This is a genomic window from Streptococcus zalophi, from assembly GCF_016481285.1.
Taxonomy (GTDB): domain Bacteria; phylum Bacillota; class Bacilli; order Lactobacillales; family Streptococcaceae; genus Streptococcus; species Streptococcus zalophi.
Window position 1 is genome coordinate 109337 of the sequence record NZ_JAENBP010000002.1, and the last position, 14483, is coordinate 123819.

The following is a 14483-nucleotide window of genomic DNA, read 5'->3' on the forward strand; positions in this document are numbered from 1 at the left end:
TTATTTTTTATGGTAATTGATTCCAAAATCTTTTCTTGATGCGTAAGTGTAAGAATAAAAGCAAAGGAATAATAACTGTCATATTAATAATGCTTATTGCTAATGGGTCATAAATCCTACTAAAATAAACTTCAGCCATGATTAGTATTGCACCAAAAATAAAATTGCCAAAAATAATTCCGACAGTTAACCATTTTCCTTTTCCTCTAGAAAATAATTGTGTAATATTTTGCCAATTAAGTGATAATAGTTTATAGTCCCTTTGATAAAGCCATTCGCTACTTAAATAGGATGATAATAAAAGTCCCATAACAAAGAAGAAATATAGCATAATTGGGATATGTAAAAAAACGAAAGCAACAATAGTATAAACAATTAATGGAATGGAGAGCTGGAGGAGTAGAAGTGAGTAGAATTTTTGTTTAAGAAAAAAGGAAAAACTAAATGGTAACGTTTTAATAAAATTGAAGTTTTCACGTTCTAAAGACATTGCAACCCCAATAAAACTCGATGGAGATGAGGTAAAGTTTCCTAAAACTACACCAATTAGAAAAGCAATTCCAAAATAACTTAGACTGAGATTTAAACCATTAGTGCCATTTTCATAATTAAACAATGGTCTTAAAAAAGAAAAAGGTAAAAGAATTGGCATCAAAAAGCTTTGTACAATTAATGTACCATTGATAATAGTTGAAAAATGATGTTTTAGTAATAAGATGTTTAAGTCTGAATTATTTTTTGATTTTCTTTTCTTTGTTATAGAAGTTTTTTGTAAATCAATATTTTTTAATTGTTTAATATAATTAGGAATGATATTTTTTTTGATATAAACCATTAATCCTAACAAGAATACAAAACTTAACCAAAAATTTATTAAACTAGAAGAACTCATTGGATTAGCAACAACATCATAAAATCCTCTAAAATAAGGAATATTTGGAAACACGATTGTACTGTTTTCTATGCTAATTTCAGCACTTACATTTTGAATCAAAATGACCATTGTTAGTGAAATAATGGTAGAAACAATCATAATAGTTGTTGAAATGAATTTTTTGTAAGGACTTTGAACGAGAATATTACCAGTAACATTAATAAGGATAATAGCAATTGAATTAATCAGCAGTATTAATACAAAAAATAATAAGATGGCAAGAAGTGTACCAATTAGAAGCCCTAGACGTTGTTCAAATGCAATACAAAATAAAGCGAAAATTGGCATTAAAAACATTAAAGAATTCCCTTGAGATGATAATAGCTTAGCAAGATAAACTTCTTGAGACTTTATTGGTAAAGGTAAATAGAGATTACTGTCTTTACTATCATAAAAAACAGAAAAAAATGTAGAAAAAGCTTGAATAATAGAAATTAGTGAAAAAACACCAACTTGAATAGAGAATAAACCGGCATGAACACTATAATCAATACCAATAAAAAGATAAAGAAGAATGAAAGTAAAAACGATCATTCCTACTAGTTGTTGTTGCATCATTTTTTTATAGACAGTTATTTTTTTGTGTGGATTTTTTTTCTGTTTATTTCTTAAAGCAGTAGCGGCTTGAGGATTGGTGTATAGAATATTAATTTTTATGAGTTCCCAAATGTTTGACCAATTCATTTAAGATCACCTGCCTCTTGTCTACCATTTTTTCCAGCTAATTCAAGATAAATGGTCTCAAGATCTTTATCTGGATAATTCTCTTTTAATTCTGATAAGGTACCAACAAAAATTAGCTGACCTTTTCTTAAGATACCGATGCGATCACAAAGTTGTTCAGCAACTGATAAGACATGTGTTGAAAAAAGGACTGTATTGCCTTCTTTAGCATGCCTTTTCATCATTTCTTTTAAATCAAAAGAAGCTTGTGGATCAAGTCCTGTTAAAGGTTCATCTAAAATCCAAATATCAGGATTTGGTATTAGTGCGCCTATAATCATCGCTTTTTGTCGCATCCCGTGAGAAAAACTATCAATGGTTTCATATTGTTTGTCTGAAATATCAAAAAGATTAGTTAATTCGTTAATTCTTTCTTTGGTAACATTATCAGAAATGCCATAAATTTTTGCAATAAAATGCCAATACTCATTAGCTGATAAACTAAGGAAAATATCTGGAGAGTCTGCAACATAGGCAATTCTTTTCTTTATGGCATCACGGTTTTCATCAAGAGGTAAATTATCAACTAAAATCTTACCATAGCTTGGTTCAATAATTGATGTTAAAAGACTAATAGTAGTGGTTTTACCGGCTCCGTTATGACCGATTAGACCAAAAATTTCACCATTATTAATGGTTAAGTTGAGATCGCTTAAAGCGTCAAAATCACCATAACGTTTTGTTATATGTTCAAAAGTAATCATTTCCAGAGTTCCTTTCATATTATTTATAATAATTGTACTTAAAGCATAATACAAAGTCAAGTTAAAACGGAACAGAGTCATCAATCTAAAAGAAAAAGAGACTTGTTTGTCTCTTTGTTATAAATCAAAATTATCATTTTTAATGGAAGCACCTGAAGTCACATCTGACCAAGGTACAATGGCTTGACCTGTTTCATTGAGATAGTTTTCAAGAATTGGTTTTAAATCAAAGACATTCTGAAGCACTCCATGATAACGTTGATTCTTATCGTAAAGTCCTTGAAAATGTTGAATTAAGATTTTCTCAGATGACATTGTTGGAATTGTTAGAGTGAAAGAATGACTAGGTGAGTTTTTCACTTCTTCAACAATCCAATCTTCAATCTTTTCCTTAGGTTGACTCTCAATAGAAAATTCATTATCAGTTTTGTCATTACTATAGTCTAACCTATCATTAGCATCATAAACGGAAAAATTAAATGGTAGGTAATTAAAAGAATTCTTTTGAAGTTTGTTTACAAATAAGAAAAGTTTATTACTAATCAAAAGTATGCTCTCAGGATTAGTAAAAGCTTCAGAAATATTTGAGATATAAATATTTTCATTGTCATTGATAGGCTGATTACTAAATAAGAGAGAAGGCAAATCTACTTTTAATGGTGAAAAAGCTAATAAGCCAACATAATTATTTCTTAATAAGACCTTATCAGGAACAATTTGACTTGCTTCGATTAGTTCAATATGACAGATATCTGAAAAGGAGTCTGCTAATTTTTCAAAAAATTTTTTATGAAGAGATGTGTCAGTTTTACTGTTCCAAACAGCAAGTAGATGAAGTTTTTTTCTCATATCTTTATCATAATCACTTTTTGTTAAAAAAGCAATATGAAAGTAGTTCTAGTTTGTTAACTAGTTAACAAAAAAATGTTAAAAATGTAACAAAGTTATTGTTTTTTAAATTTATTTTTGTATAATAAAATTGTAAGCGATTTCATAAAGTGTAATCGATTCAAGTAAATTTTTAAAAAGGAGACTATAATGAAAGCAGTTGTAGTAAATCAAGCATCAAATGGTGTTGAAATTATTAATCATGACTTACCAAAAATTGGTCATGGTGAAGCTTTAGTCAAAGTTGAATATTGCGGTGTCTGCCATACAGATTTGCATGTGGCAAATGGTGACTTCGGTCAAGTTCCTGGACGTATTTTAGGTCATGAAGGTATTGGTATAGTAACTGAGATTGCTGATGATGTGACTTCCTTAAAAGTTGGTGATCGTGTCTCAATTGCCTGGTTCTTTGAAGGATGTGGTCACTGCGAATATTGTACAACAGGCCGTGAAACTCTTTGTCGAACAGTTAAAAATGCAGGATATAGTGTTGATGGCGGAATGAGTGAGTATGCAGTAGTAACAGCTGATTATGCCGTAAAAGTTCCAGAAGGTTTAGACCCTGCTCAAGCAAGTTCAATTACTTGTGCTGGTGTAACAACCTATAAAGCTATCAAAGAAGGCGGTGCTGCTCCAGGTCAATGGATTGCTGTCTATGGGGCAGGTGGACTTGGTAATTTAGCCGTTCAATACGCCAAAAAAGTTTTCAATGCACATGTTGTCGCCATTGATATCAATAATGATAAATTGGAATTGGCAAAACAAGTAGGAGCAGATTTAGTTGTTAACGGTAAAGAAATTGAAGATGTCGCAGGATTTATTCAAGAAAAAACAGGCGGATGTCATTCTGCTGTTGTTACCGCTGTTTCAAAAGTTGCCTTTAATCAAGCAGTTGATAGTGTTCGTGCAGGTGGTACAGTAGTAGCCGTTGGTTTACCTTCTGAGATGATGGATGTTTCTATCGTTAAAACCGTTTTAGATGGCATTAAAATTGTTGGTTCTCTTGTTGGAACCAGAAAAGATCTTGAAGAAGCTTTCCAATTTGGTGCAGAAGGACTTGTTGTACCAGTCGTTGAAAAATGTCCAGTTGATGATGCTCCCGCCATTTTTGATGAAATGGAAAAAGGGCTTATTCAAGGAAGAAAAGTACTTGATTTTAGCTTATAAGTATAAATAATCATATAAAAATGATGGCAAATTGCCATCATTTTTTAAATAAAATAATTGTTGATTTTATCTGTCTATGGTAACATAAGAAAATAGGAAAATGTCCTATTTCAAATGAAAGGATGACAAATGATAAAATTTAAAAATATTATTAAAACGTATGATAACAATACGGTTATTAATAATTTATCATTAACGATAGAACAAGGAGAAATCTTTGTTTTAGTTGGTCCGAGTGGTAGCGGTAAAACAACCTTATTAAAAATGATCAATCGTTTGATTGAACCAACATCAGGAAGTGTCTATTTCCAAGATCAGTTGATTCACGAACTTGTTCCAAGAGAGTTAAGATTGCAAATGGGGTATGTCTTACAACAAATTGCCCTTTTTCCCAATATGACGGTAGCTGAAAATATTGGCCTTATTCCAGAGATGAAAGGCTGGTCAAAAAAAGAACGGCTTGAAAAAACCACTCAACTATTAGATAAGGTTGGCCTTTTATCAAGTAAGTACTTAAAACGTTACCCGAGTGAACTTTCTGGTGGTGAACAACAGCGTATTGGTATTTTAAGAGCTATCATCACAAATCCTAAAGTTCTTCTAATGGATGAGCCTTTTAGTGCACTAGATCCTATTTCTAGAAAACAACTACAAGATTTAACCTTAGCTCTTCAAGAAGAATTTGGCATGACGATTGTTTTTGTCACTCATGATATTGATGAAGCACTACGTTTGGGTGATCGTATCGCTGTTTTAAACAAGGGTGAGTTGATTCAAGTCGGAACACCGGAAGAGTTAATTCATTCTCCAGAAAATGAGTTTGTAGAGAGTCTGTTTAAAGGAGGAAGATTATGATGACATTAATTGAAACCTTTAACGAAAGATTTTCTGATTGGACAAATGCCCTAGTGGAACATCTACAACTCTCCTTGCTAGCTTTGTTAATCTCTGTTTTCATTGCCGTTCCTTTGGCAATTTTGCTCTCAAAAAATAAGAAAATTTCAGAAGTTGTTTTACATATTGCTGGAATTTTTCAAACCGTTCCCTCATTAGCTCTTTTAGGTTTATTTATTCCTTTTATGGGAATCGGAACAGTCCCTGCTGTATCAACATTGATCATTTATTCCTTATTTCCCATCCTTCAAAATACGATTACTGCCTTAAGAGGTATTGATCCTAGCTTGAAAGAAGCAGCAACAGCTTTTGGGATGACGCGCTGGGAGAAGCTAAAGAAGTTTGAAATTCCACTAAGCATGCCTGTCATCATGTCTGGTATTAGAACTTCCGCCGTTATGATTATTGGAACAGCAACACTTGCAGCTCTTATCGGAGCTGGAGGATTAGGTTCTTTTATCTTGCTAGGAATTGATAGAAACAATACTAGCCTCATCTTAATTGGTGCATTGTCATCTGCCTTTTTAGCCATTATTTTTAATCTTGTCCTTGGTTATTTAGAAAAAGCAAAATTAAGACGAATAATGGCAGTCTTTATGGCTATGATTGTTGGATTAAGCATCAGTTTTCTCCCACAATTACACATGATGCCTAATCAAAATCAAAAAGAACTTGTCATTGCTGGTAAATTAGGACCAGAACCAGAAATACTCAGTAATATGTATAAAGAATTGATTGAAGATCAATCAGATATCAAGGTTACCTTAAAACCAAATTTTGGTAAAACAACCTTTTTATACGAAGCTTTAAAATCTGGTGATGTTGATATCTATGTGGAATACACTGGAACTGTGACATCAAGTCTTCTAACAAATCCAGTTGATGTTTCAAATGATCCTCAAGAGGTTTATGAATTAGCAAAAACTAATATCTACAAGCAAGATAAATTAGTTTATTTGAAGCCAATGCTTTTCCAAAACACCTATGCCTTGGCTGTTACAAGAGAACTTGCCAATCAATATAATTTAAAAACTATTTCTGATTTAAGTAAGGTCGCTCCAGAAGTGGTAGCAGGGTTCACATTAGAATTTAACGACCGTGAAGACGGCAATAAAGGGTTGCAATCTTTATATGGTCTCAATTTAAACGTTAAAACAATGGAACCTGCTCTTCGTTATCAAGCAATTTCATCAGGAGATATTCAAATCATGGATGCCTACTCAACAGACAGTGAAATCAAAGAGTTTGACCTTGTTCTTTTAGAAGATGACAAGCAACTTTTCCCTCCTTATCAAGGAGCACCACTGATGCGAGAAGATACTCTTAAAAAGTATCCTGAAATAGAAGCCATTCTTGAAGAATTGTCTGGTAAAATAACTGAAGAAGAAATGAGTGAGATGAATTATCAGGTAAAATCTCAAGGAAAAGCAGCAAAAGACGTTGCACATGACTATCTAGTTAGTCATCAACTTATTTCGAAATAAAAAACTAGAGTAAAAACAGTCTCCTTAAAACGATTATAAGTTGACTCTAAAGACTATAAAAATACGAAGCTAAGAAAACTTTTCTTAGCTTTTTTTGTCTTTATTAATGGTTATAAAAATGGTAAACTAGAAAAACAAAAATATAACGTCATCTAGAGAGTAGTGGTAAACAAAAAAATGCTTAAAAAACGTCGAAAAGAGTATTTTAGTTATTTTCTTATGTATAACTTTTATTTTTTAGCCTGGTCTTTATTTTCGACCTTAATCTCAGTTTATCTTTTAAATATTGGCTTTAGACCTAGTCAAGTTTCAATGGTTGTGTCTATGTCTTTTTTGGCATCCATGGTTGGTCAGCCTATTATTGGTTATCTTAATGACCGCTACAATAACAAAAAAGTGATTTTAACCTTGTTTTCCTTATCAATATTTGGAGGGATAGGCATGCTTTTGACAGAAAATATTTGGTTAATCACTCTTTGTTATAGTTGGGTTTTACTCACTTTAAATGGTAATAGCCCTGCCCTTGAACATATTGCTGCCACAGGTCAGTTTCCCTATGGACGTATTCGAATTTGGGGAACTATTGGTTTTGCGACAGGAGCACAATTAGCTGGCTTTTTATATGATTATATTGCACCAAAAGCCATTTTTATAGCTTTTCTTATTGGCATTGTTCTTTCTTTTATTGGTGTTCTTGGCATACCCATTTCTGAGAAACACAAGAACGATGATACCTCCAAAAAAGTAAGTCCATTGCTACTTTTTAAGAACCAAACCTTCATCTATTATTTACTTGTTTCTGCCCTCATTTCTGGTGTTATGATGTCTGGCCATACCTTTGTTCCTGCACTTTTACAAAATAGTGGCTTATCTGTTGGTCATGCATCGTCTGTTGTGGCTATTGCAGTGATTTGTGAAGCACCATTAATCTTTTTTTCTTACTCTTTTATGGACAAATATAAAAGTAAAACCCTTCTTTTTCTACCTGTTCTCTTATTTACGCTGCAGTATACTGTGTATGCCTTTGATAGTAGTATTTTTTTTAAAATTATTGTCACCTTGTTAGCAAAACACACGGGTTCCATGATGTTTATCATGGTTAATCTTAAAATCATTTCCTCCTTAGTTGATAAAAAAATTATTATTACAGCATTAGCAGTAGCACAAACGATGTTAAGCCTATCATCTATCGTTTTTCAAAATATTATTGGTTTTATTTTAGATCACTTTAGTTATGAAATGATGTCATGGTTTTTAGTAGTCACACTAATTTTAGCCATACTATTGATTAGACTAATCCCCTTACCAGATGGTAAAGAACAACAATTATTTAGTTAAAAAACTTAGATTTTTCTGAGAGTTTTTTATTAAGTATATATTTAATTTTAAATAAGTATTGACTTAATATTATTATAATGATATTATTTAGTTAAACAATTGTTTAATATTTTGATATAATATTAAAGGAGTACTTATGAAAAAAGTTTTTCGTAATTCATTATTCATGTTAAGCTTTCTTTCTGACATGATTTCAAATTTTGGTGATATTCTTTATTACTATGCCCTTATGAACTATGTTCTTTTAATTCCCGAAACAAAAATAGCAGTAGCACTTGTCAGTATTTCAGAGGCTTTACCGATAATCACTGGCTTTGTCATGGGAATTTATGCTGATAAAACTAAGAATAAAGTTGATATGATTTTGTACACATTGACTTTTAGATTTTTCTTATATGCAGTAGTTGGTATCTTAATGGGCTTTCAACCAGCTCTTTGGATAGTGATTATTGCTATTCTTATCAATCTTTTTTCAGATGTTTCAGGTCAATATGAAAATGGTTTATTTGCTCCAATCAGTCTGAGAATCGTTTCGGATGATGATAGAGAAGCAGCGATTAGTTTTAGACAAGCAGCTGGTTCAATGATGTCAATTGTGATGCAACCAACAGGTGCACTTTTGATTATTTGGATGAGTTTCCAAAACTTGGCCTTTGCAAATGCAGCAACCTTTGTTGTGGCTGGACTGATTATCTATAGCATTCGTTCAAAATTACAAGGATTGTTAGTGGAAAAACCCATAGAAATAACAACTTCTGAATCAAATCAGTCAATTTTTAAAAGCATGAAAGAAAATATTCTTTTAATCTTTCAGGAATTGAAAAAAATTCCGGAAGTTAAATTTTCTATGGTGATTGCTCCAATTTTTAACGGTCTATTTAGCATTCTGGGTGTTGTTGTTCTCTTGTTAATCAATCAAGATGCTAATTTTGTCATTCTTAACGTACCAATAACCATTATGGCATTACCTCTTGCCTTTACGTTAGGAACAATCATTGGTAGTTTTTTAGCACCCAATGTGTTTAAGAATGTTTCATTAATAAAAATGATTTTTATCATTTCTTTTTTCCCACCAATTATCTTTTTATGTTTACTTTGGCATAATAGTTATGCCTTTGTGGCTTTTGTGCTAGTCATGGCGATACTATCAGCTGTCATTAACCCTAAGATGTCCGCAAAATTAATGAATAGTCTTCCTGAAGATAAGATTGCTAGTCTGATGTCAGGGATTGGTTCCTATTTTCAATTAGGAACAATTGCAGCAAGACTCTTAATTTCAGCCCTAGTCATTGTTTTACCTCTTAATCTTATTTTACTAACCTTTTTAGTAGGTTCTATCCTATTACTCATCTATACCATTTATAAAGAAAGGAGTTTGTAATGACAATAAAACAAAGTAACGACCACCAAAGTATGATTTTAGAATTTTTAATAGCACCTGTTTTTTTCAATTCACCTTTTGAAGATTATCTTGTTGATATGACTAGTAAACAAAAGGAAATATTATCAGACACGCTATCAGACACCGATCAACTAATAGAACTTTTTTCAAAGTATCAAGAACAAATAAAGCAATTTTATCTAGCTATTCCTTATAATAGTTCAATTACTTCGGCCTTGTATTTTTATCTTCTTAATCAAAAGAAAGATCCAAAGACAATAAAAGAAGTAGTGGCTTTATTTAAAAAACTAAGTGAAGAAGAAGTCAAATATGTTTTGTCTTTATTAATTAGTAATGATTTTTCAGAAACAAGTGAAAAAGAATTTAACTATATCACTGCAATTGAAACATCCGATTTAAAAGCCGATGAAAAATGGTATTGGCTACAAGCTTTTAAGCATCCTCAAGAGTTTATGACTGGTCTTTGCGACTTAATTCTTACTTTTCAACCAATCTATCACCCCTTTTATCAAAAATACCAAAAAGAAAGAGAAGAATTCGCCAAAAGATTTGATGTTAAAAAAACATATTTAAAGATTCCTAATATTTCTAAAGAGTTTATTACAAATATGCTTGATTCACCCTATAAAATTTTCTTTTTAAGTCCTTATTTAGTACGATTGTCAATTACTAGGATATCTTCATTAGTTAATGTTCCCTATTTAATCATTGCTTCAAGTAGAATTAATGAGATTTATGATGCCAATGATAAGCTTGATAATGAGGATTTGACTTCAGTTTTAAAAATTATGAGTGATGTTACCAGATACGAGATTTTTGCCGCTTTAACTAAGCCAGATATTAAGATTAAAACCATTGCTGAAAATCTTGGGATAACAAGTTCTGCGGTGACATTTCATACGCAAAAATTAGTCAATTCGAAACTCTTAACAATCAATAAAACTGATGATAATGTTAAATACAATCTCAATAAAGATTTGTTAAAAGATGTCATTAAGAAACTAGAAAATGACTTATTAAATGATAACTAAAAAAGGTTAAGCTAATGCTTAACCTTTTCGTTTGATTTCACCATGAGGGAAGTAGCTACCTTCAACCAAGTCGTTGATAAAGACATGAATATCCTCTTTAGGTGCCTTAGTATGCTTTGAAACGACATCCGCAACATCACGCGCTAAATCAATTTTTTGCTGTTCTGAACGTCCTTCAAATAGATCAATTTTTACAAATGGCATAATGGACTCCTTTATATTTTGATAATGACATTCTAACATAAATAAGAAAAAGAATATAATAAAAATTTGTTTTAAGCTGTTTTAATAACAATTAAAATATGCTAAGATAGATAAATAAATAAGATATTTATCTAACCATAATTAAAAAAATAAATTAGAAAACAAAAGGAGAACAAAATGACAAAATTATTACCTTTAGGAACAATTGTTTACTTACAAGACTCAACAACAAAAGTCATGATTATTGGAAGAGGTCCAGAGTTTAATCTAGACGGTGAAGAAGTTTACAGTGATTATGCGGGAGTTGTCTATCCAGAAGGGATTAATCCTGAGGATTCTATCTTTTTTAATCAAGAAAACATTGAAAAAGTCGTTTTTGAAGGTTTTAAAGACGAAGAAGAAGATGAGTATTTAACAGAGTATAAAGAGTGGGAAAATGAACTAACTGTCAAAAAAGCAAAAATGTAAGTATCTAAACCGGTTTATCACCGGTTTTTATTATGATTTCCCATTGCTATTAAAATTTATCTTCGACAATCAAAATTCTTTATAGTTACTAAAGATTTACATGAATAGTTGCTAGAATTATGTTAAAATAGTAAGGACATTAAAAGTAGGAGAAGGATATTTTGGCACAGCTATATTATAAATTCGGAACAATGAATTCTGGTAAGACCATTGAGATTTTAAAAGTGGCTCATAACTATGAAGAACAGGGGAAACCTGTGGTTATTATGACTAGCGCCCTTGATACCAGAGATGGATTTGGGGTTGTTTCTAGTCGAATTGGCATGAAAAGAAAGGCAGTTCCCATCTCTGATGATATGGATGTTTTTTCTTATATTGCTAATTTAGAAATCAAACCTTACTGTATCCTAATTGACGAAGCCCAATTTCTTACAAAAAGAAATGTTTATGATTTGGCCAAAGTTGTTGATGAACTAGATGTTCCGGTGATGGCATTTGGTCTAAAAAATGATTTTCGAAATGAGCTCTTTGAAGGATCTAAATACTTGCTTTTAATGGCTGACAAGATTGAAGAGATTAAAACCATTTGTCAATATTGTAGTAAAAAAGCAACCATGGTCTTAAGAACGGTGCAAGGAAAACCTGTCTATCAAGGAGAACAAATCCAAATTGGTGGCAATGAAACCTACATCCCCGTTTGTCGTAAACATTACTTTAACCCAGAACTATAAAAAGGAATCACATATTATGAACATTTATGATCAGTTAGAATCAGTTGAAAACCGCTATGAAGAACTAGGAGAACTCTTGAGTGACCCAGAAGTTGTTAGTAACACTAAACGCTTTATGGAACTCTCAAAAGAAGAAGCTAGTTTACGCGACACAGTCGCAACATACAAGGAGTATAAAGACGTTCTCCAAGCCATTACAGATGCTGAAGAGATGATTAAAGACTCTGAAGGCGATGCTGACATTGAAGAAATGGCTAAAGAAGAATTAAAAGAGTCAAAAGCTCAAAAAGAGGACCTTGAAGAAAGGCTTAAAATTCTTCTTTTACCAAAAGATCCTAATGATGACAAAAATATTATCTTAGAAATTAGGGGAGCTGCTGGTGGTGATGAGGCTGCTTTATTTGCAGGTGATCTTTTAACCATGTATCAAAAATATGCTGAGGCACAAGGCTGGCAGTTTGAAGTAATGGAAGCTAGTACCAACGGTGTTGGTGGTTTAAAAGAAGTGATTGCTATGGTATCAGGCCAGTCAGTCTACTCTAAGTTAAAATATGAAAGTGGTGCTCACCGTGTCCAACGTGTTCCTGTCACTGAAAGTCAAGGACGTGTTCATACTTCAACTGCAACGGTTCTTGTTATGCCAGAAGTGGAAGATGTCGAGTATGAAATTGACCCAAATGATCTTCGAGTTGATATTTACCATGCTTCAGGTGCAGGTGGACAAAACGTCAATAAGGTAGCCACTGCTGTTCGTATTGTCCATTTACCAACCAATATCAAAATTGAAATGCAAGAAGAGCGTACGCAGCAAAAAAATAGAGACAAAGCGATGAAAATCATTAGAGCAAGAGTGGCTGACCATTTTGCTCAAATTGCTCAAGACGAACAAGATGCTGAACGTAAATCAACCATTGGGACTGGTGATCGCTCTGAACGCATCAGAACCTATAATTTTCCTCAAAATCGTGTGACAGATCATCGTATCGGTTTAACCTTACAAAAACTAGATACTATTTTAGCCGGAAAACTTGATGAAGTGGTAGATGCCCTTGTTTTATATGATCAAACTAAGAAATTAGAAGAGTTAAACAACTAATGAATTACGCTCAAATCTTTTCACAACTCGAAAAAGAAATTGAAGAAACAGGTGCTGAAAAAGAAGCCTTAGAATATGTTTTTTTAGCTAAAAAGAATTGGTCAAAAACAGATTTTATTCTAAAACAAAATGAGTCTGTTCCACAAAAAGACTACCAATTATTGGTAGAAATTACTAATCAACTAAAAGACCATTATCCTGCACAATATCTTGTGGGTCAGGTTGACTTTTATGATACTTGTCTTCAAGTTGATGAACGTGTTTTGATTCCAAGACCCGAAACGGAAGAGTTGGTGGAATTGATTTTAAAAGAAAATCTCGAAAATGACTTAAGCGTTCTTGACATTGGAACAGGAAGTGGCGCGATTGCCATTGTACTTGCGAAAAAGAAGCCATCCTGGTCTGTTTCAGCTTCAGATATCTCTCAAGAAGCTCTTCTTTTAGCTAAGGAAAATGCAAAACAAAATCGTGTTGAGATAAATTTTTACTTATCAAATGTTTTTGAAGCTATTGATGAAAAATTTGATATTATTGTTTCTAATCCACCTTACATTGCAAACTCTGATAGTGACGAAGTTGATAAAAACGTTTTTTTATATGAACCCCATAATGCATTATTTGCTGATAATAATGGATTAGCCATCTATGAACAAATTGCTAATGAAAGTAAAAATCATCTAAAGCAAAATGGCAAAATTTACCTAGAAATTGGGTATAAACAAGGGGCGTTGGTAAAAGAGCTATTTCAAGCATCTTTTCCAAATAAAACTATTCGTGTTTTAAAGGATTCCTTTGGTCGTGATAGAATGGTGGTGATTGCAGATGCCTAGTGTGTCAGAGATTCTAAAAAATAGTGGTGCTGTTGTTTTACCGACAGAAACAGTTTACGGACTATTTGCTAAAGCATTTGATAAAACAGCTGTAGATAAGGTCTATCAACTCAAACAAAGACCTCTAGACAAAGCTTTAAATCTCAATATTTCTTCTTATGAGGAAATGATTAGCTATTCAAGTAATCAGCCGAAGTATCTTAAAAAATTATACGATTGTTTTTTACCTGGTCCACTGACTATTATTTTAGAAGCTAATGATAAGGTTCCTGAATGGCTTAATTCTGGAATGAAGACCATTGGTTTTCGAGTTCCAAAACACCCTTTAACCCTTCAACTTATTAGAGAACATGGACCCTTGATTGGTCCGTCCGCAAATATTTCTGGCAAAGAAAGTGGTGTCTATTTTGATGATATTATGGTATCATTTAAGGGAAGGGTCTCTGGCATTAAAGATGATGCTTTTTTAACAGGATATGATTCAACGATTCTTGATTTATCTGGTGAAAAAGCAAAAATTTTACGTCAAGGAACTATCACAAAAACAGATATTTTGTCACGTCTACCAGAAATGACATTTGAATAAAAG

The 14483-nt window shown here is 32.3% G+C and carries 15 protein-coding genes; 11 read left to right on the forward strand and 4 right to left on the reverse strand.

Translation table 11 applies throughout. The features are described from left to right. Window positions 1–7: 7 nt before the first annotated feature. The 3 genes from JHK64_RS02095 to JHK64_RS02105 all read right to left on the reverse strand — a co-directional run bounded on the left by JHK64_RS02095 (window position 8) and on the right by JHK64_RS02105 (window position 3210). Entirely contained in the window at window positions 8–1489 is a 1482-nt protein-coding gene (locus tag JHK64_RS02095; RefSeq protein WP_199567352.1) for an ABC transporter permease, read from the reverse strand. Between the two features lie 125 nt (window positions 1490–1614). Beyond that, entirely contained in the window at window positions 1615–2361 is a 747-nt protein-coding gene (locus JHK64_RS02100; RefSeq protein WP_199567353.1) for an ABC transporter ATP-binding protein, read from the reverse strand. A gap of 117 nt (window positions 2362–2478) precedes the next feature. Continuing rightward, the gene (locus JHK64_RS02105; protein ID WP_199567354.1) at window positions 2479–3210 is read right to left on the reverse strand and encodes a hypothetical protein; all 732 of its coding nucleotides are present in this window, start codon (window positions 3208–3210) and stop codon (window positions 2479–2481) included. Window positions 3211–3399: 189 nt separating this feature from the next. Between JHK64_RS02105 and adhP the strand changes: the two genes are divergently transcribed. From adhP to JHK64_RS02135, 6 genes are all read left to right on the forward strand, one after another. Then, window positions 3400–4416: an alcohol dehydrogenase AdhP gene (adhP, locus tag JHK64_RS02110; RefSeq protein ID WP_199567355.1), complete on the forward strand. Its 1017-nt coding sequence runs from the start codon at window positions 3400–3402 to the stop codon at window positions 4414–4416. 129 nt (window positions 4417–4545) lie between these two features. Beyond that, a complete protein-coding gene (locus JHK64_RS02115) occupies window positions 4546–5271 on the forward strand; it encodes an ABC transporter ATP-binding protein (RefSeq protein ID WP_199567356.1) in 726 nt (241 codons plus the stop codon). Further along, entirely contained in the window at window positions 5268–6794 is a 1527-nt protein-coding gene (locus JHK64_RS02120) for an ABC transporter permease/substrate-binding protein (protein WP_199567357.1), read from the forward strand. Before JHK64_RS02115 ends, JHK64_RS02120 begins: the two co-directional genes overlap by 4 nt. A gap of 162 nt (window positions 6795–6956) precedes the next feature. Continuing rightward, window positions 6957–8132: an MFS transporter gene (locus JHK64_RS02125; protein ID WP_343044074.1), complete on the forward strand. Its 1176-nt coding sequence runs from the start codon at window positions 6957–6959 to the stop codon at window positions 8130–8132. A gap of 136 nt (window positions 8133–8268) precedes the next feature. After that, complete coding sequence (locus JHK64_RS02130; RefSeq protein WP_199567358.1) at window positions 8269–9513, forward strand: MFS transporter; 1245 nt, start codon at window positions 8269–8271, stop codon at window positions 9511–9513. Then, on the forward strand, window positions 9513–10565 hold the full coding sequence (locus JHK64_RS02135; protein ID WP_199567359.1) for an ArsR/SmtB family transcription factor: 1053 nt from the start codon (window positions 9513–9515) through the stop codon (window positions 10563–10565). Before JHK64_RS02130 ends, JHK64_RS02135 begins: the two co-directional genes overlap by 1 nt. Before the next feature lie 18 nt (window positions 10566–10583). Here the strand turns inward: JHK64_RS02135 and JHK64_RS02140 are convergent, their stop codons facing one another. After that, complete coding sequence (locus tag JHK64_RS02140) at window positions 10584–10769, reverse strand: 4-oxalocrotonate tautomerase (protein WP_199567360.1); 186 nt, start codon at window positions 10767–10769, stop codon at window positions 10584–10586. A 177-nt stretch (window positions 10770–10946) separates the two neighbouring features. Here JHK64_RS02140 and JHK64_RS02145 point away from each other — a divergent pair, with 177 nt between their 5' ends. The 5 genes from JHK64_RS02145 (at window position 10947) to JHK64_RS02165 (ending at window position 14480) form a co-directional block, all read left to right on the forward strand. After that, complete coding sequence (locus JHK64_RS02145) at window positions 10947–11237, forward strand: DUF4176 domain-containing protein (RefSeq protein WP_199567361.1); 291 nt, start codon at window positions 10947–10949, stop codon at window positions 11235–11237. A 161-nt stretch (window positions 11238–11398) separates the two neighbouring features. Beyond that, window positions 11399–11968: a thymidine kinase gene (locus JHK64_RS02150; protein ID WP_199567362.1), complete on the forward strand. Its 570-nt coding sequence runs from the start codon at window positions 11399–11401 to the stop codon at window positions 11966–11968. A gap of 16 nt (window positions 11969–11984) precedes the next feature. Beyond that, window positions 11985–13064 carry a peptide chain release factor 1 gene (prfA, locus tag JHK64_RS02155; protein WP_199567363.1) on the forward strand — a complete coding sequence of 360 codons (1080 nt, stop codon included), beginning with the start codon at window positions 11985–11987 and terminating at the stop codon, window positions 13062–13064. Beyond that, window positions 13064–13894: a peptide chain release factor N(5)-glutamine methyltransferase gene (gene prmC / locus JHK64_RS02160; RefSeq protein WP_199567364.1), complete on the forward strand. Its 831-nt coding sequence runs from the start codon at window positions 13064–13066 to the stop codon at window positions 13892–13894. Before prfA ends, prmC begins: the two co-directional genes overlap by 1 nt. Continuing rightward, entirely contained in the window at window positions 13887–14480 is a 594-nt protein-coding gene (locus JHK64_RS02165) for an L-threonylcarbamoyladenylate synthase (RefSeq protein WP_199567365.1), read from the forward strand. Before prmC ends, JHK64_RS02165 begins: the two co-directional genes overlap by 8 nt. Window positions 14481–14483 lie beyond the last annotated feature (3 nt).

What these genes read in the sequence shown, in the direction of transcription:
- JHK64_RS02140 (WP_199567360.1), bottom strand. Translation starts at nt 10,769, where the DNA reads ATGCCATTTGTAAAAATTGATCTATTTGAAGGACGTTCAGAACAGCAA.
- JHK64_RS02105 (WP_199567354.1), bottom strand. Translation starts at nt 3,210, where the DNA reads ATGAGAAAAAAACTTCATCTACTTGCTGTTTGGAACAGTAAAACTGAC.
- JHK64_RS02120 (WP_199567357.1), top strand. Translation starts at nt 5,268, where the DNA reads ATGATGACATTAATTGAAACCTTTAACGAAAGATTTTCTGATTGGACA.
- prfA (WP_199567363.1), top strand. Translation starts at nt 11,985, where the DNA reads ATGAACATTTATGATCAGTTAGAATCAGTTGAAAACCGCTATGAAGAA.
- JHK64_RS02135 (WP_199567359.1), top strand. Translation starts at nt 9,513, where the DNA reads ATGACAATAAAACAAAGTAACGACCACCAAAGTATGATTTTAGAATTT.
- JHK64_RS02130 (WP_199567358.1), top strand. Translation starts at nt 8,269, where the DNA reads ATGAAAAAAGTTTTTCGTAATTCATTATTCATGTTAAGCTTTCTTTCT.
- JHK64_RS02145 (WP_199567361.1), top strand. Translation starts at nt 10,947, where the DNA reads ATGACAAAATTATTACCTTTAGGAACAATTGTTTACTTACAAGACTCA.
- JHK64_RS02095 (WP_199567352.1), bottom strand. Translation starts at nt 1,489, where the DNA reads ATGCAACAACAACTAGTAGGAATGATCGTTTTTACTTTCATTCTTCTT.
- JHK64_RS02165 (WP_199567365.1), top strand. Translation starts at nt 13,887, where the DNA reads ATGCCTAGTGTGTCAGAGATTCTAAAAAATAGTGGTGCTGTTGTTTTA.
- prmC (WP_199567364.1), top strand. Translation starts at nt 13,064, where the DNA reads ATGAATTACGCTCAAATCTTTTCACAACTCGAAAAAGAAATTGAAGAA.
- JHK64_RS02100 (WP_199567353.1), bottom strand. Translation starts at nt 2,361, where the DNA reads ATGATTACTTTTGAACATATAACAAAACGTTATGGTGATTTTGACGCT.
- JHK64_RS02115 (WP_199567356.1), top strand. Translation starts at nt 4,546, where the DNA reads ATGATAAAATTTAAAAATATTATTAAAACGTATGATAACAATACGGTT.
- adhP (WP_199567355.1), top strand. Translation starts at nt 3,400, where the DNA reads ATGAAAGCAGTTGTAGTAAATCAAGCATCAAATGGTGTTGAAATTATT.